This window comes from Bremerella volcania (genome assembly GCF_007748115.1).
Lineage (GTDB): Bacteria > Planctomycetota > Planctomycetia > Pirellulales > Pirellulaceae > Bremerella > Bremerella volcania.
This window is the reverse complement of the sequence record NZ_CP036289.1, coordinates 391,821-411,801: the sequence shown is the minus strand read 5'-3', so window position 1 is coordinate 411,801 and position 19,981 is coordinate 391,821. Positions and strand designations below refer to the sequence as shown.

The following is a 19,981-nucleotide window of genomic DNA, read 5'->3' as shown; positions in this document are numbered from 1 at the left end:
CTCGTTGCGTGTGCTCATGACTTGCCGACTACCCCAAGCGTTTCTGTTTCCGCTGCTCATGTTGTTGTTTGTTGGCGTGGAGGGACTACCGGCCGCGGAGATTGCTGCGTGGAAGAAGCAAGGGGACAACCAAAGCTACTTCATCGATAGCGGCAGCGGTAAATGGTTAGAGGTCGACGCGAAGGGAAGCTCGCTTCGCTTCGAAGAGCTGCAGCGCAAGGAAGACAGCGTCGAGATCATCGATCGCGGGCGGCAGATCAAAATTCGGCTGAAGCCCAAGCAAGCCGAGTTATCGGTCGGCGGCCGCCCTTATCAGCGGTGGGTGACCGGCGATTGGACCAAGGCCGACAGTTTGCCCGAGTTTGCCAAGATCTCGCCGATCGATCACAAGGTGCGCCTGATCTACTTCGTGCCGACCGATCGCGAGCCGAAGCCAGGCTATCGCGAGAAGATCAACACGTTGATGCACTTCGTGAATGAGACCTACAAGTACGAGTTCAAGCGTCGCGGTCTGCCTGATCGCGGGCTCGTCTTTCAAACCGATGAAAGCGGCACCCCGATCGTGCACCTAGTGCGGGGAAAGCATCCGGCGAAGCACTACAACGGCGCACCCAACTACGATCCGTACTTTCAGTTGCGACAGCTGAAGCCTGAGATCCCGCGGAGTATCGGCTCGGAGTCGACGCACCTGGTGATCACCTTCGCCGAAACTTACGACGAAGGCCCGCACGTATTTGAATGGCCCGGCGGCATCGCCTTGGGAGGCTGGCGTTCGGCCGATGGGGGAACGGCGAACTTCTCGGCGTGGGTCTTGCAAGATATGTTCTGCGCGACCACGGTTGCCGAGCAGGAAAAGCTCTTTCAAGATCGCACGCCGATCGAAGGACGCACGGCGCTGGGCAATGGCCGACCTGACTCGCCACGGTTCGAGTTTATCGAGGACGGCTTCGGTGCCGTGATTCATGAAGTGGGACACGCGTTAGGCTTGCCGCACGATCAACGCGACGATCGTCACTACATCATGGGCAATGGGTTTCGGAAGATGAAGGAGAACCTCAACCCCAAGACGCCGGTCTCGGGCAGGGCACGCTTCTCCGATGCCAATGCCAATATCCTGGCATCGTCGCGGCTGCTGAATCCCGATGTCGACCTCACTGACAACGCAGCACCTCAACTCGAAGTTCAACTTGAACCAACCGACAAACCGAACGTCTACCAGGTAAGCATCCAAGCCAAAGATGATCGCGGCGTGAAGGCAGTCCTCTACTACGACGACGTCCGCGGAAGCGTTGTCGGCGGAGAGCAGCTAGAGGGAACCGAAGACGAAGACCAGCGCAAGCTGGAACTCAAAGTGGAGGCCGGGAAGAAAGAGGTTCGGCTCCAGGCCAAGGTGATCGACCAGGGAGGCAACATCATCACGGTTCAAGCAGTGCGACCGACCCCCTAGCGCAAGAGAACGCACCATGAGCAAAGTCCCATGGTGCGAAGTTTAATAGGAAATCGACCAGTCAGGCTTAGCTTCCTGCTCGGAAGTCAGGACCAAAGCCGGTGCCGTAGCCATATCCGCCGAAACCGAAGCCGCGATATCCGCCGTGATAGGGCGAAATGTAACGTCCGGTGTAGTAGTCATGGGTTGTGGCATGCGGGTGTTGGCTGACATTTCGATAATGGGGCGCTCGCCCCCAGCCGGCTTGGGCCGTAGAAGCAAGCATCATGGTAGCAGCGAGAACAGCCGTCAGCATCAACGTGCGAATCATCTCATTCTCCTTAGGAACTCGTAAAAACTGGTAACGTTCCCCTGCATAGCTCTGTCGAGAACTGCTCGAACTATATCGAATTACCCGAGAAATTTCCTGGTTTCGCGAAAAAGAAGCCGGATTTCAAGTTGTGAAGCAATGGACATTTAGTACCCTAATGATTCAAAATGACCACCATTTGGAAAACTAATAGTTCGTCCTGCGATCCGCGCAAGAAAAAGTGACGCCTGTCCGAGGACAAACGTCACCTGAGTGAGGCAAAGTGATTGTTCCGCTTTAGAAGCCAACGCGGAAGCTCACGCCGGGTCCGTAACCATAACCGTAGCTGTATCCGTAACCCGGATAGCCGTAGTAGCGATAGGTCGACACAGGTCGGTAGTAATAGCGCGGCCCGTAGTAGTATCCCGGGGCGCCATAGGCTGGCCCGTAATAGTGACTACGGTAGTAGGGACCGCCGTAATAGGCGGTGACGCGGCCGGGGTAGTTGTAGTAGCCGTAGTTAGCGACGTAGGGTCGATAATAACGGCGACCACCAGCATCGGCCCGCGAGGTGGAAACGAACATCATCCCGCCGATAAGAACAGCGGCCAGCAGCAGCGTACGAAACATGGCTTTACTCCTCTGAGAAGCCAGGAAGACCAGTGGGTAACTCCCTCCTTGTCATTGTTACCGTCGTCGACTCGAGAGAGAAGCAACAAGTTCTCAATTCTGCGTTGGCGGTCGCTTATCAAGAAAGACACCGCGCCGATGCATGACCGGCGCGGTGTCTTCATGATGCTGATTCGTGGTTCGGCTTAACGGCAAACTCCGCTGGCGCAGCCGGTGCTGGGGGCATGATAACTTGCTCCGCCGCACGAGGAGCAGCCGCTTGAATAGCTACCGTAGTAGGGGTTGTCGTAACAGCCGCCGTGGTAGTAGCTTCCGTGATAGGTGGTGGCACATCCCCGATAGTGGTAATTGCCGCAACGGCGATGTCGCCAACCTGCTTCGCTCACCGAAACCATCGACAAACCAACCAAAAGCGCGACGGTCATAAGCAACGCTCGGACCATGAAAATCCCTCCGTAGGTGCATGAAAAAAGGGTGCTAGGGCATCGTCACGGCGTCCATCCAACAGGCCGGCGGACGATGCTTGGGGTAAGGTGAATTCCTTAAGACCAACACTAGGCGCAACTGGCGGCAAGGAAAGTCCCCTCGCCAACATTTGCCGATCAATTGCGCGATAGGCGTCAGCCAGTAGCAAACCGATGGGTTCGCAAGCGATCAACTGCCGGTGTTAAGCGGGGCTAGGGGCACAGATAGGGAGAGCCCCGGTGCGGAATATCGGGCAGTTCATCGACTCGTTGGAAGTAGAAATCAATCAGCTGATTGTCACCCAGAACGCCTGACGGAGGCGTGTTCGAGCGAACCATCACCTTGTAAGCGCCGTCGCGCAGCAGCAACGTTTGCTGTTCGGGGCATTCGACGTTCCAGTCCATCAAGTCGTAAAGGTCGCGAAAGCAAACCTTTCCGCCGATACAGCGGAAGGGAAGCGTCAGGCTGAACTCGTGTTGCTCGGCACACATCGCCGGTTTGCCGCGCTGCACGCGCAATCGAAACGTGCCTGGCGTGCCGGTGCAAAAGCCGACGATCGAGCCGGCCCGTACGTGCCGTCGCACGTCCGGCACGTTCGTATAGTGGACACTTAAGTAGTCGTCCCCCGGTTCAATGTGCGCAGCATTGTGGGGAGAATAGAAAATGATCCCCAGTCCAGCCGTTTCCAGCTGGATGGACTTAACGGTCGAATCCACGAAATTGCCGCCCCTGTCGAGCTTGCCTGGGTTTACTAACTGGCCGAAGCGTTCTCTATTTTAAAAGCCGCTTCATGGCAGATGCAACGCCGAGGGCCACTTCGGCCATGCGCCGGTAGTCGAGCGTGTCCGGCGTATCGCTCGCCTGGTGATAGTTGGGGTTCCGCACGAAGGCCGTATCGGTCAGCATCAGTGCCGGATAACCTTGTTCCCAAAAGGCGCGGTTGTCACTCAAAAAGATGAATTCGAACTTGTCCGGCAGCGGCAACGTCCACAGCGGCAACCGCGAACCGCGTTGGAAGCCGCGGTGAAACTGATACGCCAGCTTCCACGAAGCCAGGTTTCCCAGCGCCGTTAGAAAGTTGCCCCGTCTGGGCAGCGGCCAGGTCAGCCACTTGGGGATTTCCTCGGGGTAGGGCTGCGAACCCGGCTCATCTTGAAAGTACCCCACCATCTCCAGACACAGCATCCCGACAATCTTGTCGCCGCGCTCTCTTGCCGTGCGCGCATGATGCTGGCTGCCCATTTCGTCTAGGTTGAAATAGGGGGGCTCTTCACAGGCAAACGCGACGTACCGCGCCGTTCGCTTGCCGACATGGTCTTTCAGCAGCCGACTGACCTCCAGCAGTACCGCCACGGCGGAAGCATTGTCGTCGGCACCAGGCGTCGACAGAACCGTGTCGTAATGGCCTCCCAGCACGATGATCTCCTCGGCGCGGCTGGTGCCCGGGGTTTCGACCACGAAATTGGTGGCGACGTCCGACATTGCGTTGTAAGGTTCCTCGGTGATCGCGTACCCCATCTCCGACCACTGCTGACGCAGGTAACCCATCGCGGCATCCATCGAGCCAGCCCGCTGAAAACAGCGCGGTCCAATCAGACCAGCCAAGCAGTCGACGTGCTTAAACAGCCGCTGCTGCAGGGCATCTTTGTCTTGGTGGTTCATCTTGCTGCCGCTTTGAGTGGGTCGGAAATCAAAGACGAAAAAAATTTTCCGCGCGCACTATCTCACTGAAGCGCATTGCCCATAAATTGAATATACGACACGCAGACCAATCGAAGGTTCTCTCGTGCCATGGGCACGCCTTCGAGGAAATGCGAAGAAAGTATCTGTGCCTATTCGGGATTACCGGACAAATATTGCCACACAACCACATCGAGTAAAACCATGACCACCAACCACGACCAACCTGAACCAAGCGGCGCGACTAAGCCCCAGGTGGTCGTGCGCGCCGGCAAGTACTTCGTCTGTTCGTCCTGCGGGACGATGGTCGAAGTCCCGGCGGATGTCGTGGGGCAATTGGTGATTGCGGTCGATCCTTCGCCGCAGGAAGAGCTTTCTCCGCCTGAGTCCGCGAATCTTAAGCCGCCCCAACAGCAAACACTCATCCAAGAATCGCCATCGCGGCCTGCACGCTCCAAACGCTTGCAGCAGCCTGACCGTAGCGACCTCACCGGCACAATGATCGACGGACTCGGCGTGCCGTCTTCCCAGGAATTAGACCGCGCGCTGGCCTGGGTAAGCTTCCACCTGAAGGTCCTTGATCGGCAGGGGAGCGAACTCAAACGGTTGCAGAAGTTGCTCAAACAGCAACCGATGCCATGCCCACGTCCGCGCGGGCATGCGCCAGCGGCAGCCACGCAATCGCACGTCGTCCGCGAGTGTCACTCAGAGCGAAGGCATGCTCATGAAAAGGTGAGCATGGCACCCGAAGAGCGCTCGCAATCGTCGAATAAAACCCAACAACGCGGCCCGCCGTAAAAATTCCTGTCCCCTCTCCCTCGCAGGGAGATGACTAGGGTGAGAGTTTGTGAAACGACGTTTGCCAAACATCGCCAACGAGAAGTTCCGAACCAAACGCGAACGTCAATCGTGCATGCGCTTCGCTCTCGCAAGATGCCCTCTCACCCTGACCCTCTCTGTGCACAGACGGTGGAGAGAGGACCGGAGAGGGTGCTTGCGCATGCGCCCTTAGAAAGTCGCTTTAACGTCGCCAGAATTGCCACCACTTTTTCGCGGTCGGGTCACGATCGAGATGATGGAACAGGTCTTTCCCTTCACCGGGTAGCGTGTCGTGAAACGAGAACCCCGTGATGCGCCGGGCCGTTTCGATCGGGACTTCCATGGTGCAGTCGACCAGTTGGTTCGACTGGTCCATGGCCGCTTGTTCACCGGCGTACCAGGTGCGGATCTCGTCGAACATCGGAGGCAACTTGCCGGTCGCATCCAGGTGATGCCTGCCGGCGGCCGACTGGCTGTCGTGGGTGATTTCCCAGGCATGTTTTCCGTTCTTCCAACCGGATGTGCTGGCGTACATGACATGCTCTTCGACGGCACATGTCACCAATTCGCACCGTTTGGAAAGCCGACGCAAGCGGCGGGTATTGGCGTAGTCGCAGCGCTCGGAGACGACCAGGTACCAGCCCGTGGGAAGCATGATGCCTGAGAGGTTGCCGTTGGGGAACCCTTCGTACGTGTTTCCCAGTGTCAGCCCCAAGTCACGAAGCGTATCGTCCGGCGATTTGCCCGAAACAGCCAACCACGAATAAGCGAAGCTCACGGTGACGACTCCCTTCCCACAAGATCATGGAGATCAAGCGATTGATGTTAGAGAAAGCTATCGAAATTGGGAATCAGAGAAAACGGAACTTAACTAAGACGATTCTTCCGGCACAGGGAATGCCCCAATGGCTCGCACACCGTCGTCAGCAATTCGATAAACCTCGGTCGAGATCGCGTAAGGGCTGCGGGTATATTCGCGAACTACAACCGGGCCCAGCCGAGAGACAAAACCCTGATGCTGAGCACCCCATAGGTAAAGAAAGTCGCGATCCGGCACGACCGCCATCACCGGCCAGCCGAGCCGCTCTTCGACCATTTGCCGCAGGTTGGGTGCCAGGATCAGTGCCGCTTTGAAAGGGAGCTCGGTCACTACGTAACCCAGCGGTACACCGTCAACGTCCTGCGTTTCCAGCGTCGCGGCTTCCACTTCGCGGGCAAGGTTGGTAAATGCATGCCGGCCGGCGTCCTCAAGGGACAGTCCCAGCGTTTCCAGCATGGACGGCGTGACCCAGGTGATCATCGTGCCGCACGCGGAAAGATGGACCAGCACGCGATCCGCCGAGTCGCTGACGGCTTCGCAGTAGTCGGCTTTCTCCTCGTAGTCGTTCGGCTCGAGCGACCAGTAAAGCCGCTCGGCCGCGTAGTCGTCGTCGAAGGTTTCAACCGAAGCGAGAACCGTATCGACAAACCGAGCCACACGATCGCCATCGATGCCAGCAGCCAGCTCACGCTCCAGGTTTTCAAGGCTGACTTTCAGCTCGGTTTCATCGACGGTTACCAGGTGACAGCCTGATTCGGGATCGATCGTAAACGAGTAACCACGCTCGGTGAGTTCTCGTTCGAATTGTTCGCGGACGCTCTTCAACGAGATCCCCTTACAGTAAATCGTTCAACTGATCGACCAGGCTGTCGAAATGACTCAGCGCCATATCGACCGGTTTGGGGCTTTCCATATCGACGCCGGCGTCTCGCAAGAGATCCAGCGGGTACTTCGAGCAGCCCCCTTTGAGGAAGGAGAGATAGTCATCCAACTCCTTCTTGCCGCCGTTGAGCACGCGCATGCTCAACGCGATCGCCGCCGACAAGCCGGTCGCGTACTTGTAAACGTAGAACGCGCGGTAGAAGTGCGGGATGCGGAGGCATTCCAGTTTCAATTGCGGATCGATGACGAACTCCGGGCCGAAGTAACGTTCCAACAGGCCATGGTAGACCTCTTGGAAAGACTTCGACGTGAGCGGTTCGCCTGCTTCGCACATCGCGTGGGTGATCTTCTCGAACTCGGCGAACATCGTCTGGCGAATGATCGTGCCGCGGATGGCGTCGATGTCGCGGTTGATGAGGTAGGCCCGCTCAAGGTCGTTTTCGGCGTTCTCTTGCAGGTGCTGGCTGAGCAGCTGTTCGTTGAACGTACTGGCCACTTCCGCGACGAAGATCACGTAGTTGTAGTACTGGTACGGCTGGCTCTTGGAAGAGTAGTAGCTGTGCATCGAGTGCCCGGCCTCGTGAGCCAGCGTGAACACGTCGTCCAGCACGTCCTTTTTGTAGTTCATCAAAATGAACGGAGCCGCGTCGAAGCTGCCGCAGCTGAATGCACCGCTTTGCTTGCCGGCGTTGGGGTAGCGGTCGCACCAGCGCGCCTTGGTGAGGCCATCCTTCAGCACGTCGCAGTATTCGGGGCCAAGCGGGATCATGGCGTTCATGATCAGTTCGACCGCTTCGTCCCACGTGTGCTTTTTCTTGATGTTGTTCAAGATCGGCACGTAGGTGTCGTAGTGGTGGATATCCTTCAGTTTCATCTTGCGGCGCCGCAGCTCGAAGTAGCGATGCACTGCCGGCAGATGATGGTGGACCGAATCGATCAGGTTATCGTAAACCGACTCGGGAATGTTATCGGCATACAGGGCCTGGCCGCGAGCGCTTTCGTAGCCGCGGACCTTGGCATAGTAGACGTCTTTCTGGATCGAGCCGGAAAGGGTCGCGGCGAGGGTGTTTTCGTGCCCTTCGAACTGTTGGTAGTACTGTTCGAAAGCCTTCTTGCGGATCTTGCGTTCCGGCGAGAGAAGGAATTCCATCAGGGTCGAGTTGGTCAGTTCGTGCTCTTCCCCATGTTCGTTTTTGAGGGTGCCGAATTTCATGTCGGCATCCAACAGCTGGCGGAACGCCTTGCCGGCGGCTCCGGCCATTTCGCTTTGCATGGCGAGGATGCGTTCTTCCTTCTTGCCGAGAGTGTACTTCTTGTAACGCGTCATGCGTTCCAAGACCAGGCGGTAGCCTTTGAGGACCGGATCGTCCATCAGTTCCTGCAGACGCTTGGCGGGAATGGCTTGGATCTCTGGCGCGATGTAACTGGCGGCCTGACCGAGCTTGCTGGCCACGGCCTGAAAGCGAGCCATGCGGCGTTGGTTTTCGTCGTTGGCCTGGTCTTCGGTCGTTTTGAGGAATGCGTAAATGCCGAGCTTCTCGCCCAGACGGTCGACTTCGGTGTCGAACTTAAGACAGGCCAGCAGTTCTTTTGCCCCAGTAGCCAGCGTGCCGCGAAACTTGTCGAAGCCTTCTTCTTTCTTGGCCAGCTTTTTGAAGTCTTTCTCCCAGGCCTGGTCGTCGGGATAAAGGCTGCTCAAATCCCAGGTATCGTCGGTGGCGACCTCGTCGCGCGTGAGGAGCTTTTTGACGGACTTCTTAGCTGCTTTGGCAGTCGTGGCCATGTTGGTTCCTTCTCAGGTTTCTCTAATCGCTAATCTCGAAGGCAATCGTAACGCGTAATAGCGGATGGAGAAAGATTAGGTTGGGGATCGGATGGGAGGAGAAGTTTTCAGTGTTCAGTTTTCAGCAAGAGAAAGCGTGTCAGGCATTACCATAAAAAAAGGGCATCCATGATGCCCGATTGGTGGTTGCGGTGGATCCGTTACCTACCACTGGAAGACGGTCGTCCCCCACGACAGTCCGGCACCGAAGCCGCACAGCAAGATTTTATCGCCGCGGTGGATGAGCCCTTTTTGCATCGCTTCGTCGAGCACAAGCGGGACACTGCCAGCCGACGTGTTGCCGTATTGGTCCAAGTTGACCACCATCTTCTCGCGGGGGAAGCCGAGGTTTTCGCAGGCCGCGTCAATGATGCGGACGTTGGCCTGGTGCAGCAGAACGAGCGAGACGTCGTCCGGCGTGAGGTGGGCGTCGTACAGCACGTCGCGGATCGAATCTTCGATCACACGCACCGCCCACTTAAAGACGCTGCGGCCATCCATGTAGAGGTACTGCTTCCCTTCGGACAGACCTTGCTCGGTAAGGGGCTCGCGAGAACCGCCGCCTGGGACGCACAAGAGGGGACCGCCGTCTCCTTCGCTTCCCAGCGTGTACGAAAGCATGCCGTGATCGTCACTGGCCGGGCCCAGAATAACGGCGCCGGCGCCGTCGCCGAACAGGGGATAGGTCTTCTTGTCTTCGGGGTTCGAGATCCGCGACAGCAGATCGGCACCGACGACCAATGCCCGGCGGCTGGTCCCCGTTTTGATGAACTGGGCCGCCGTGATCATCGCGTACAGGAAGCCGGCACAGGCCGCACTGACGTCCATGGCCGCCGCGCGAATGCCCAGCCGTTCCTGCAGTCGGCAGGCGGTCGATGGGGTTGCCGAATCGGGCGTGAAGGTTCCGACCACGATCAGATCGATCTCGTCGGTCTCGATACCGGCCGACTTGATGGCCGCGATGGCGCTTTCATAGGCCATGTCGCTGGTGGCAATGTTTTCCGGGGCGTGACGACGTTCACGGATGCCGGTCCGCTGGATGATCCACTCGGGATCGCACCCGAGCGACGAGAGGTCTTCGTTCGGGATGACCTTCTCAGGCACGTAGCTACCGGTACCGAGGACCTGAAAGCCCATCAATGAACGCAGGTGACTGCGGCCCGAGGGAACTGGGCGCGGAGAGGTCGTTTCACTACCGGGAGAGGAATTGGGTTGCGCCGTCGCCATGCTTTCGTTTCGTGAGGGAAGCTCGTCCGGGAAAACGATTAATGTACCAGAAATCCCCCAAGTTCTCATGCCTATTTCAGTTACCAGACACGCGAATCTGCGAGAACGCCTGGGAGGGAATTATAGAAGTTCCGCTCGCAAGGTCACCGGATCGACGAAGACCGGCCCATCGAATGGGGTAGGGAAGACGGCCACTTTCAGCCGCATGCGGACGAGCTTATCGACCCAGCGTTCGTTGAAGCTGGAGAGTTTGATCATCTTAGGGGAGTGTAGTCGCCATTTATCGGTAGCGCAAAGGCGGGCATGTGGTTCATCGGGCCAGACGACCAAGCCCTTCTTGCCGTCTTTGTCGGTTGCTTCGGCCCAGCCGTCGACGTACAGGCCCCACATCTCTTGAGAATCGCTCACCTTGTGAATGAACATTTGCAGTCGATCAGGACCGCTTAAGTCGACCGCTCCGGCAAACTTGCCTGAGGACATATCACCACTCCCGAATTACTGTTCCGATTAGCTATGGAAAAGAGGATAGAAAAGAGAACGCGCGCCGCGGATGATTTACCATGCATCTGCAATGCGAATCCGCTTCGTTTTCTCGTCGGTTCGGCACGCCGCTAACCTCTTCTCAGCGGGCCAAAACAAATTCCCTGTCTCAAATCATACCGAAATTTTTTCGCCGCTTCACCCATGTCGGTGGTTTAAGGGGATCCTGACTGGACCAGCAATGATTTCGCACGATGGGCGACAAGCGTTCGCTTGGCTGGGTATTCGCACCTGGAAAGCTTTCCTTGGGCTCAGCCGATGACGGTTGAACCGGTGCGTCGGCTGGGGTGTCCTGACGAGGAGAAGGACCGACGAATCAGCGGTGCCGATATCCACCTTGTCGTCGACGATCGAGTCGGCTCTGGCAATCCCAATATGGCCCGTTCGATCGCTCACGTGGCGACCTTCTGCTCATGGTAAGCACCCCGGCGGATGGCGAACCGAAGAGAGGATAAACAGGAGCCGTGGCAAGCGTTTACGAGGCCGAAAAGGCTGATTATGCGGGGTTTTAGGGCATGGGGCTGCCGATTGCGGAAAGTTGAACCAAGCCCCCGCCGATTGAGGGTGTACCTTAAAGGTGGGGATAGCGGGCGTTTTTTGGTCCCTGGTTTCACACTTCCTTCAAGCTACCGTCGGGGAAACTTGTTTTAACAAAAATTTAGGTACTCGACCCCCATTAAAGGGTGTCCGAATAGGGAAAAAAGAATAGACTCAAGGGAATTAGATCGACCTTGGGGCGTGACCAGGGCACTTGCTTTTTTCGTTCCTCTAGCCCCGCTCTTTAACAATATGTGCCTATTGGCAATCCAATACCGAAGCGTTCCTGAGGCTCCGATTCTTGTCGCGGCTAATCGGGAAGAATTTTACGATCGTCCCACGCTGGCTCCCTCGATTCAATCCGGGAAGCCGCGAGCGTTGTGCGGAATTGATCAGCAGGCTGGGGGAACCTGGCTTGGCGTCAATCAGCACGGCCTCGTTGTCGGATGCACCAACCGCCGCAAGATGAAGCGTCCACCGGTACCTCGTTCGCGGGGACTTTTGTGCCGCGAACTGCTTAGGGCCAGCAGTGCTCAGGCAGCCGTGGAAGTGGCGATGGAAGGGCTGATGTCCGAGCAGTACGACGGCGTCAACTTCGTCATGGCTGACGCCGACAGCGGTTGGGTCGTGCATGGCGGCGACGACGTCAACGCTCAGCGTCTGGAAGAAGGCCTGAACCTGATCGGCGGCCACGACCTGAACGATTCGCGAGACGAACGCGTTCAGTTGGCTCATCGCCTGATGACCCTGCAAACGCTCGATTCGGCCGTGAAGTTCCTGGCCGTTTCCAGCAAGGTCTTTGCCCGTCCGCCAGCGGCTCAAGGTCGTCCTGGCATGGTGATCGAAGGGAAGGAATGGGGTACGGTCAGCAGCACGCTAATCTCGCTGGGCAAAAAGCCTCGTGACGCCATCTTCCAATACACCGAAGGCCCTCCGACCAAGGTTGGCTACGAAGATTACTCGCCGCTGCTCAGAGACATCCTCAGCCGCGGTCTCCGCGAAGCCCGAGCTTCCCGAGCCGAAGCCTAGTCGGCGACGCGAATTGAAAACACTCGAAAGAGCACATTGCATCCGTGATGTGCTCTTTTTTTTATGAACATCTGGTCCCCCTCTCGACCGTCTGCGGGGGCGAGGGGGACCAGAGAGAGGCTAACCCCGGATTGCTTCCTGATTCATGGCCAACGAAACCTGGCGTCCTTCGGCGTCGATCGACAATTTGAAACGGCGGCACGAGATCACCCAGGCAGTGCGGGCCTTTTTTCTCGCGCTGGGGTTCTGGGAAGTCGAGACGCCGTTGCTTTCGCGGGATACAGTCGTCGATACGCATCTCGATCCCGTGCCGGTTTCGCTCTCCTGGGATCCGGCCAGGCCAAGCGAAGGAGAGCCGTACTACCTGCAGACTTCGCCGGAGTTCGCCATGAAGCGGTTAGTGGCGGCCGGAGCGGAGGCCATTTTTCAGATCACCAAGGCGTTTCGCCTGGCCGAGGCGGGCTCGCAGCATAACGTCGAGTTCACGCTGATCGAGTGGTACCGCGTCGGTGACGACCTGCAGGCCGGGATGCGGCTGCTTTCCGACTTGGCGGTCGCGATCCTCCAGCGTGGGCCAGCGGAGATGATCAGCTACACGAAGCTGTTTCAAACGCACCTCAGCATCGACCCGCTGACGGCAACCTCGCAGCAGCTTCGAGCCGTCGCGGAAAAGCACCACGTCAGTGTGCCGGCGTCATTCATGAGTGACGACGTCGACGGCTTGTTGGAACTACTTCTTTCCGAGCTGATCCAGCCCAAGCTTGGTTTCCAGCAGCCAGTGATTTTGTATCACTACCCCGCCTCGCAAGCGGCCCTGGCTCGGCTGGACGAAGCCGATCCGAGGGTAGCGTGTCGTTTCGAACTGCTGGTCGACGGGATGGAGTTGGCCAATGGCTACGACGAACTGCTAGACGCCGAGCTCCTGGTCGAGCGAAATCGGGCGAATAACGCGGCTCGCCAGACCCTGGGCAAACCGCAGCTGCCGGAGAGTAGCCAGCTGATCGAGGCCATGCGCGCCGGGCTGCCAGCATGCAGTGGGTGCGCGTTGGGACTCGATCGCCTGGTGATGGCGGCCATCGGCGCGAAGTCAATCGACGAGGTGATCCCGTTTCCGACACGACAGGCGTGAAGCTCTCTCTTCTTCCTGTCCCCTCTCTCCACCGTCAGCGGGGGAGAGGGGACCAGAGATGGCTACTGCACCACAAAAGGCAGTGGTAGGAAGTCAGCCGTGCGGGGCATGAAGTAGGGGATCTGTACCTGGCTGATTTCCTGCACGACGGACGAAGCCGCGGCGTCGGAGATGTCCCCCTTGTCGAGACCTTGCAGGAAGCCGGTCGCGGCTCGCGAGGAGATCGTATGAGCCCAGATCGGATCGTCAGAGCCCTTCATCAGCAGTTCCAGTTTCAGCTGGCCGTACTGATGCTCGGGGGAGGCAGGCTCGGCGTTGAAGCGGAAGTAGACCTCCTGGTCGGCGGCGTAGAGCATCTTGTCGGCTTTCATGCGGGCGACAATCGCATCGCCGACGGCTGCCCTGGCTTTGTCGATCGACTCGCCGCGCTGGCCTCGCATGTAGACGTACAGCGAAAGCTTCACGCCAGGGCCGAGGATCGCATTGTCGACCGTGTTCATGGCTTCCAGCGAACTGTCGATCGATTCCCACGGAAGACCGATCATGGTGATCGATTCGGCCTCTTCTCCGAAACGCCCCATCAGGAAGTACGTGTCGAGCACGGCGATCTCGTCTTTGTCGTTGCGGGGGCGTTTGAACTGAACGGTGATCTTCTTGGTTTCGCGATCGATGACGTTGCCGTCGACGATCCATCCTTTTTGATCGGGCAGCCACGACAGGCTGTAAGCGTTCAAGCGGCCGTATGGAATGTTCAGCGGGATGTCATGGGTGATTTGCCCCTGGCCGTTCCAAACCACCAGTCGCTGCTTGCTGAAGCTGCTGTAGAGCGCCGCCATCTCTTGTCCATCGGGCGAGAACTCGAGGTCTTTGATGTCGCGAGCACCGACGGTCCAACCGGTGCTGCTGGTCGGATCACGCAGGGGGGCTGCCAGGTTGCCGGCGTAGCGGCCATCGGCCAGGGTCATGACCGAGACCTTGTCCCCTTCGCACAGTGCCAGGTACTTGCCGTCGGGGGAAACGGTCAGCTGCCCTTCGTTGACGTCTTGCGTTCGTACGAAGACGTCGCGCGTCTTCTTGTTTTGTTCCAAGTCCCAGATCGTCAGTTGCTCGCCGGTATCGGGGGCCGCCAAAAGATAGCGGTTGTACATGATCTTCATCACCGGGTAGATGCTGCTCGACTTGCCTGGGATCGTGGCGACGATCTCGCCGGTCACCAGATTCCAGACGTTGATGTCTTTCCCGCGATCGAAATGGCCACCTTCGAACGCGGCGAAGTACTTGCCGTTGGCGCTCAAGCAGCGGTAGTCGCCGATCTCCCAGCCATCCTGGATCGTCTGCACGACCTTCTTCGATTTGATGTGCCAGGCCTGACGATTGACCACGATCACCGGGCAGCCAGGCGGTCCCATGGTGACTTGGGCTTGTTGATCGGCGGGGATGTTAATGTCCGAGGACATGATCCACGGCGAGGCGCTCATCTGGGCGAGTGCATAGCGCCCGGGAAGCAGTAGCAGAACGAAGAAAATCGTAAGGGTTCGAATCATTCGAGACATAAGAAACTAACGAAGCAAAGCAGGCCGAAATGAATTCAACTTTCGATTATGCATGGCCGTCGGGGGGAGGGAAATGCGAAAATCGGGCGGGAAGAGACTTTCACGAAGGTTTGATCTCTTTCCCCTAAACTTTGTTCAACGAAATTGCTGGTAAATGGTTCATGTTTTTCCGGGAAGAGAAAAAAGCTTGCTGCCCGTTTCCGCGTAGGGTACACCGAAATAAATCTTCCGATGGGATCCACTTGCCATCGAAACCCATACGTGAAGAACACCCCCAACAGCAAGGATCGATCGATGAGTGAAAAGGTCGGACTCTTCCTCAAGAAGGCCAACGATGATTTGGTTTCTCACTGCCAATGCGAGCCGTGCTGGATCTCGGCACCGGCCCAGATGGATTGCCCCTGGTGTGGCTGCGGGTGGCTGTTTGCTTGCCCGAAGTGTCGGCATGCCTACACGTTTACCGTCGCCGCGCCCTGTGATCTGACGTGGGAGGAGCTGGCCCATCTCGATCTCGATACCCGCTACAGCGAACCACCGACCGACGAAGACATCGATCTTTGGATCGACTTCATGAAGCAGATGACTGAAGACCTGGAAGAGGGTCAGCAGTACGTCTACCTGGACGGGTGGGCGATTCCCGTCGATGCCGAGGAGTTCGACGTCGAGGGGGTTTACGCCGAACATCAACTCGATAAAGTTCCGCAGCTTGCCGCGCTCGGTCAGCCATCGATCATCGAAGAGGTGCTGGCCAACGAAGACTACTGGCGCGAGCGGCATGTCGAATACGACGACGATGATGAAGAGGATTAGGCCTGGTGGGTCAATCTTCCATCAGCACGTCGAACTCTTCCTCGGGGGCAGCGACCTTGGGGCCTGCGACGTGGCGTGGTCCTAACTTCCAACTGGGGTCGATCAAGGTCCAGCCCAATGCGTAGAAGCCGAACCAGAGCGGGTAGAGGAGCATCCACATGAACAAGACCATGGTTCCGATGGGAATCAGGACGTCACCGGCTTCCGTCGGCGACTTGTTGACGTAGTGAAGCAGCACGTGAACGCCTAGCGCCGCGGGAATCGCCACGAGCAAGGCCACCAAGGCTACCACCAACGTTTCCCACTTGGTGCGGCACCACGCGGAGGCACATTGGGCCGTCAGTGCAAAGCCCACGAGGATCAAGATCACGATGACCAATAAGGCCGAAGGACTACTCTCTGAACCCAGAAAAAGGTTGAGGGCGACCAGGCAGACCGCGGTAATCGCCGTGACGATCATCAAGCCGAAGATCGTAAATCGCTGACGCGGACTCGACTCGCGGCGAAACGCCGAGATGATCATGCGACTCATATAGGTGAACCCCGCTGCGATCATCGCCAACACGCTAAAATAAGTGAGTCCTTGGAGTATGCCGGGCACGGCGATTGCACCATAACTCACCGTCCCAGCAGGACTTCCATGCGGTAGTCATCGCCCCAGCCGCATTTTAATCGTTTGTTCTTCACGCCGACCTTGGCTGTCTTGTTGTTCTTCAGCAGGCTCAGGCTCGTCCTTCGTAGCAGGCTAAAGTTGGCGTCGGCGTGCCCTTTGCGGATGCGAGATTGATCTTCACCGAACGTCACGTCCAGTTGCCAGTGCAGGCTGTTTTCAATGCCCCAATGACCGCGAACGGCCTCGGCGAAACGCTTGCCGGAAAGGTACTTGCTCAGGATATAGTATCGCACCTCGCTCGTCTCGTTCCCGCCTTGCTTCACGATATTGATCGTCATCCCGATCGCCCTCAAGTTCGACCAACGATCTCGTGTGATGATCTCGTCGTTCACAGGGCAGATATAATAGGAACGCGACTCCTCGCGACCATGCCCTTTCTCGTGCGTTTCGTGACGGTGTACTTTGGCTCGCTTGAAATTGCTTTCCTGCTGCGCGACAAAAAAATCTTCGATCGAATCGTGGAGGGTCGGCTGATTGCGCTTCACGGCCAGGCAATAATCGGCTCCCTGGTCGACGATCTTCTGAGCGATGTCCTGTTGGCAACCTTGAGCGTCAATCGTCACTAAACTGCCGGAAACCTCGACGATTTCAAGCAGTTTGGGAATGGCGGTGATCTCGTTGCTCTTCGCGTCGGTTACTACCTGGCCGAGACTCACATGATTGGCAGTCGCCCAGGCACTGACCATGTGAATGGCCGCCTTGCTGCTGGCCTTGTCGAAACTCCGCCGCAGCGTCTTGCCGTCAATCGCGATGATCTGCCCGTCGGTGATTTCGTGTAAGGCGGTGATCCAAGTCAGCAAACACTTCTCAAACTCAGCCGGATTCAGCGAAGCCAAGATCGCATTAAAGCGATCGTGCGAAGGGATGCCGGAACTCAAATCAAGGAACTTACCCAGCCACTCCTTCTTCATCTCGGCCCAGTCGGCGATAGCCACAAAATCATCCGCCCCACTCATCACCGCACACAGCGCGATGGTCACGATATTCGTTAACGGATAAGTCACCTTGCGAGTCCGCGGATCGGTCAGATCGGCAAAGCACTCTTGAAGGGAAACAGGCGAACGTGACGACATGAGAAAGGCACCTGAGAACACCGGATCAGGCCGCGACAACCTCCGTCACAAAATCGCCTGACCGCCATTGCCTCAGTGTCGCAGATAACCCATCATGGCGCAATCGCCGTGGCTGATGCCTAACCTGGATGCACCAGCAACACTTCCGCTGTATCGCATATCCATCTTGATATAAATTCATTCTAATATGTCCACCATTGAGTATAGTCTTTTTCGGGCAAAGATAATTTTGCCGTCTCAAAAATCGTTGTTTCAACCTTCCCTTACGCCTTAAGAGATTTTCGCACTCGCAATTCACGAACGACCTTCCGCCGAGTTGAGAGCAGGACGCACTTGGCACATTGGCAATATTGAAAACTTCGAAAAAGACAAAGGCTACTTTGCATTTGGAAGAACAACTAGAACAACGAATACAAAATTCGATGAAGACACTGGCAATTTTGTTGAAGAGGATTTTGAAACTAGCCCTTATACTCACGTAGTGTTTAACACCGCCATTGGATTTCTTGGGATCGCGCACAATCATCGCCTTGCGCGTCGACCAACAGGCATTGCTTCCAAACTCCAGCAAGTCCTACGACGCACAGCAATTGTGATGGACACTGATGTTGAGGTACTAATATCTCCTATATCGGATCCAGAAGGCTTCCTAAGGACTATCGCTCGGGCGTATCGAGTCCTTAGATTTACGGCTCACTTTACAGGGCCTAACCCATTTGATGCTGATGAGTTCTTTCAGAAGCCGCTGTCTGTTTACGCGGCTAAAGCCAATGCGGCCAAAGGCAAAGCGCAGATAGACGGTGAAGATTTGGACAAATCCGTCGTTTCTGAAGTAGCCAGAAGCACTGCAGCAACAGGCAACAAGGCGTCGGCTCGCGTAAAAAGAACGAGGAATCAAGCGCCAGAGACAGTTGGCTTAAGAGGAGAACCTATCAAACGCCGTTTCGATGAGATGACTCACGATCCAGAAAATGTCGTTGACGAACTTACATCCGCATACGACAAGGTACGACAAGATGGATGAGATTCGCATCGACAATATGGAAGCACTAATCCATCGCCTTAACGAATCTCCGAATCATTTCGTATTCCGGGGACAAGCCGACGCCGACTGGAAGCTCCAATCGGCGCTTGAGCGTGCGATTGGTAAGGACTGGTCCAAGGATAGAGCCAAGCAATTTGAGGACTACTCTATCTCGCTTTTCCAATCAAAGTTTCACCTCTACGACAAGGAGAATATTCAGCCAGACTCCAAGCTTGCCTGGCTTTCTATAATGCAGCACTACGGTGTTCCGACTCGACTAGTCGATTTTACTGAGAGTCCTTATGTCGCGTTGTACTTTGCACTGGAGAGCTACGCACCACATAGTATGCACGACTTCTCTGTCTTTGCGATCGACTATACAGCAACTATGGAAAGCTCTCTCGCTGAAATAAAACGACAAGACAGCCAGTTTACGGAGACTAGGGAAACGCTTCATAACAAACGTGATCAAGTTTTTGAGAATGTAGTCGACCGTTTTTCCTACGATATTCTTTGGATTACTGAACCTAAGCAAATGAATACAAGACTCGACCGCCAAGCAGGTTCATTCATCTTGTCTGGAAACGGGGGGTCGAAAATAGAGACAGTTGTTGAGTCGCCTGCATACGAGAACGTAACAATCGAAAAACTACGCATCGACCATTCTTTGTACCAAAACGTATTTGCGTTGCTAAGAAAGATGAACATTACCAGCAAGAGCCTCTATGGCGATCTTGATGGACTCGCCCGTTCCATCCGAATGGAAATGCAAGTACGTGCTGTCTAGGAACTTACCCAAGCGAGGAGCTTTTCGCGCGGCGGGACATTCTTTGCAAGCTTACTTCGCGGCCGCTTCCCAGATGGCCACGTTGCGGAACAGGGCTCCTTCACCGCGGGCAACGAACCCGATGCGCCCTTTGCGATCGAGAAAACGCTGGTGGGCGGCTTCGATTTCCTGGCCATCGAGCACCGCTCGCATGCGATCGCCGCACACTTCGATGGTGATCGTGTGCCACTTGTCGGGATCGACGTCGTGTTTGACGCGCTTTAGCTCTTCCCGGCGGGTTTCCTTCGAGATGCCGGTCATCTTTTGAATCCAAAACGCGTCCGGCTTGATCATCACGCGGCCTTGGTGCAGGTTCGGTTGATTGGTATCGCGAAAGACGAACGCAACCTGCGGAGCCTCTTTCATTTTGAACTCGGCGGTCAGCACGAAGTCCCCCATGTCAGTCACGTATTCGCACACGGCCTCGTGGCCGTTGGGGCGCCGGTCACTGGGGGCTTCCTGAATCGCGTACGCGGCGCCGTCAACCGTCTTCCAATCTCCCAGGCCATCGCGCCACTGGCCAGCTTCGACCTTCCCTTTGGCGACCATGACGTTCGGCTTGTCGAACTTTTCAAATGCGACCAATTTACCAGGCTTACATAGCCTGGTCTCAGGAGCCGCCGGGGCTTCACCAAATGCAGGAGCCACACAACAGACAACGGCAGCGAAAACAATCAAGCGGAGCATGGGCGGGGATCTCGTAAAA

At 56.7% G+C, this 19,981-nt stretch carries 22 protein-coding genes; 8 read left to right on the top strand and 14 right to left on the bottom strand.

Annotation, left to right across the window (positions count from 1 at the left end; all coding sequences use genetic code 11):
* Positions 1-16 precede the first annotated feature (16 nt).
* Positions 17-1,447 (top strand): hypothetical protein, encoded by a 1,431-nt coding sequence (locus Pan97_RS01710; RefSeq protein WP_144970169.1) that lies wholly within the window; start codon positions 17-19, stop codon positions 1,445-1,447.
* Between the two features lie 67 nt (positions 1,448-1,514).
* Here Pan97_RS01710 and Pan97_RS01705 read toward each other — a convergent pair whose 3' ends face one another.
* The 5 genes from Pan97_RS01705 to Pan97_RS01685 all read right to left on the bottom strand — a co-directional run bounded on the left by Pan97_RS01705 (position 1,515) and on the right by Pan97_RS01685 (position 4,493).
* On the bottom strand, positions 1,515-1,757 hold the full coding sequence (locus Pan97_RS01705; protein WP_144970167.1) for a hypothetical protein: 243 nt from the start codon (positions 1,755-1,757) through the stop codon (positions 1,515-1,517).
* A 276-nt stretch (positions 1,758-2,033) separates the two neighbouring features.
* Positions 2,034-2,324, bottom strand: a complete 291-nt coding sequence (locus Pan97_RS01700) for a hypothetical protein (RefSeq protein WP_144970165.1) — start codon at positions 2,322-2,324, stop codon at positions 2,034-2,036.
* Between the two features lie 227 nt (positions 2,325-2,551).
* Complete coding sequence (locus Pan97_RS01695) at positions 2,552-2,809, bottom strand: hypothetical protein (RefSeq protein ID WP_144970163.1); 258 nt, start codon at positions 2,807-2,809, stop codon at positions 2,552-2,554.
* A gap of 234 nt (positions 2,810-3,043) precedes the next feature.
* Positions 3,044-3,547: a hypothetical protein gene (locus tag Pan97_RS01690; protein ID WP_144970160.1), complete on the bottom strand. Its 504-nt coding sequence runs from the start codon at positions 3,545-3,547 to the stop codon at positions 3,044-3,046.
* Positions 3,548-3,602: 55 nt separating this feature from the next.
* Positions 3,603-4,493, bottom strand: a complete 891-nt coding sequence (locus Pan97_RS01685; protein ID WP_144970158.1) for a M28 family peptidase — start codon at positions 4,491-4,493, stop codon at positions 3,603-3,605.
* 222 nt (positions 4,494-4,715) lie between these two features.
* Here Pan97_RS01685 and Pan97_RS01680 point away from each other — a divergent pair, with 222 nt between their 5' ends.
* The gene (locus Pan97_RS01680; protein WP_144970156.1) at positions 4,716-5,309 is read left to right on the top strand and encodes a hypothetical protein; all 594 of its coding nucleotides are present in this window, start codon (positions 4,716-4,718) and stop codon (positions 5,307-5,309) included.
* A 223-nt stretch (positions 5,310-5,532) separates the two neighbouring features.
* On the opposite strand, the gene Pan97_RS01675 is transcribed toward Pan97_RS01680, so the two are convergent.
* From Pan97_RS01675 to Pan97_RS01655, 5 genes are all read right to left on the bottom strand, one after another.
* Complete coding sequence (locus tag Pan97_RS01675; protein ID WP_144970154.1) at positions 5,533-6,108, bottom strand: hypothetical protein; 576 nt, start codon at positions 6,106-6,108, stop codon at positions 5,533-5,535.
* Between the two features lie 93 nt (positions 6,109-6,201).
* Positions 6,202-6,975 (bottom strand): hypothetical protein, encoded by a 774-nt coding sequence (locus Pan97_RS01670; RefSeq protein WP_144970152.1) that lies wholly within the window; start codon positions 6,973-6,975, stop codon positions 6,202-6,204.
* 10 nt (positions 6,976-6,985) lie between these two features.
* Positions 6,986-8,815, bottom strand: coding sequence for an oligoendopeptidase F (pepF, locus tag Pan97_RS01665; RefSeq protein ID WP_144970150.1), 1,830 nt, complete (start codon positions 8,813-8,815; stop codon positions 6,986-6,988).
* A gap of 204 nt (positions 8,816-9,019) precedes the next feature.
* Entirely contained in the window at positions 9,020-10,081 is a 1,062-nt protein-coding gene (locus Pan97_RS01660) for a beta-ketoacyl-ACP synthase III (RefSeq protein ID WP_315861154.1), read from the bottom strand.
* 120 nt (positions 10,082-10,201) lie between these two features.
* Positions 10,202-10,561 (bottom strand): DUF2750 domain-containing protein, encoded by a 360-nt coding sequence (locus Pan97_RS01655; protein ID WP_144970148.1) that lies wholly within the window; start codon positions 10,559-10,561, stop codon positions 10,202-10,204.
* A gap of 273 nt (positions 10,562-10,834) precedes the next feature.
* Here Pan97_RS01655 and Pan97_RS01650 point away from each other — a divergent pair, with 273 nt between their 5' ends.
* From Pan97_RS01650 to epmA, 3 genes are all read left to right on the top strand, one after another.
* Positions 10,835-11,041 (top strand): hypothetical protein, encoded by a 207-nt coding sequence (locus tag Pan97_RS01650; protein WP_144970146.1) that lies wholly within the window; start codon positions 10,835-10,837, stop codon positions 11,039-11,041.
* A gap of 369 nt (positions 11,042-11,410) precedes the next feature.
* The gene (locus Pan97_RS01645) at positions 11,411-12,187 is read left to right on the top strand and encodes an NRDE family protein (RefSeq protein ID WP_144978060.1); all 777 of its coding nucleotides are present in this window, start codon (positions 11,411-11,413) and stop codon (positions 12,185-12,187) included.
* A gap of 145 nt (positions 12,188-12,332) precedes the next feature.
* Positions 12,333-13,316 (top strand): EF-P lysine aminoacylase EpmA, encoded by a 984-nt coding sequence (gene epmA, locus Pan97_RS01640; RefSeq protein WP_144970144.1) that lies wholly within the window; start codon positions 12,333-12,335, stop codon positions 13,314-13,316.
* Between the two features lie 62 nt (positions 13,317-13,378).
* On the opposite strand, the gene Pan97_RS01635 is transcribed toward epmA, so the two are convergent.
* Positions 13,379-14,860: a WD40 repeat domain-containing protein gene (locus Pan97_RS01635; protein WP_144970142.1), complete on the bottom strand. Its 1,482-nt coding sequence runs from the start codon at positions 14,858-14,860 to the stop codon at positions 13,379-13,381.
* A gap of 303 nt (positions 14,861-15,163) precedes the next feature.
* On the opposite strand from Pan97_RS01635, the gene Pan97_RS01630 reads away from it, so the two are divergent.
* Positions 15,164-15,679: a hypothetical protein gene (locus Pan97_RS01630; protein WP_144970140.1), complete on the top strand. Its 516-nt coding sequence runs from the start codon at positions 15,164-15,166 to the stop codon at positions 15,677-15,679.
* A 10-nt stretch (positions 15,680-15,689) separates the two neighbouring features.
* On the opposite strand, the gene Pan97_RS01625 is transcribed toward Pan97_RS01630, so the two are convergent.
* On the bottom strand, positions 15,690-16,211 hold the full coding sequence (locus tag Pan97_RS01625) for a hypothetical protein (RefSeq protein WP_144970138.1): 522 nt from the start codon (positions 16,209-16,211) through the stop codon (positions 15,690-15,692).
* A gap of 86 nt (positions 16,212-16,297) precedes the next feature.
* Entirely contained in the window at positions 16,298-17,425 is a 1,128-nt protein-coding gene (locus tag Pan97_RS01620; protein WP_144970136.1) for an ISAs1 family transposase, read from the bottom strand.
* A 316-nt stretch (positions 17,426-17,741) separates the two neighbouring features.
* Between Pan97_RS01620 and Pan97_RS01615 the strand changes: the two genes are divergently transcribed.
* Both Pan97_RS01615 and Pan97_RS01610 read left to right on the top strand, forming a co-directional pair.
* Positions 17,742-18,449 carry a hypothetical protein gene (locus Pan97_RS01615; RefSeq protein WP_144970132.1) on the top strand — a complete coding sequence of 236 codons (708 nt, stop codon included), beginning with the start codon at positions 17,742-17,744 and terminating at the stop codon, positions 18,447-18,449.
* Positions 18,442-19,236 (top strand): FRG domain-containing protein, encoded by a 795-nt coding sequence (locus Pan97_RS01610; RefSeq protein WP_144970130.1) that lies wholly within the window; start codon positions 18,442-18,444, stop codon positions 19,234-19,236. Before Pan97_RS01615 ends, Pan97_RS01610 begins: the two co-directional genes overlap by 8 nt.
* A 51-nt stretch (positions 19,237-19,287) precedes the next feature.
* Here the strand turns inward: Pan97_RS01610 and Pan97_RS01605 are convergent, their stop codons facing one another.
* Positions 19,288-19,962, bottom strand: coding sequence for a family 16 glycoside hydrolase (locus Pan97_RS01605; protein ID WP_144970128.1), 675 nt, complete (start codon positions 19,960-19,962; stop codon positions 19,288-19,290).
* Positions 19,963-19,981: the final 19 nt, after the last annotated feature.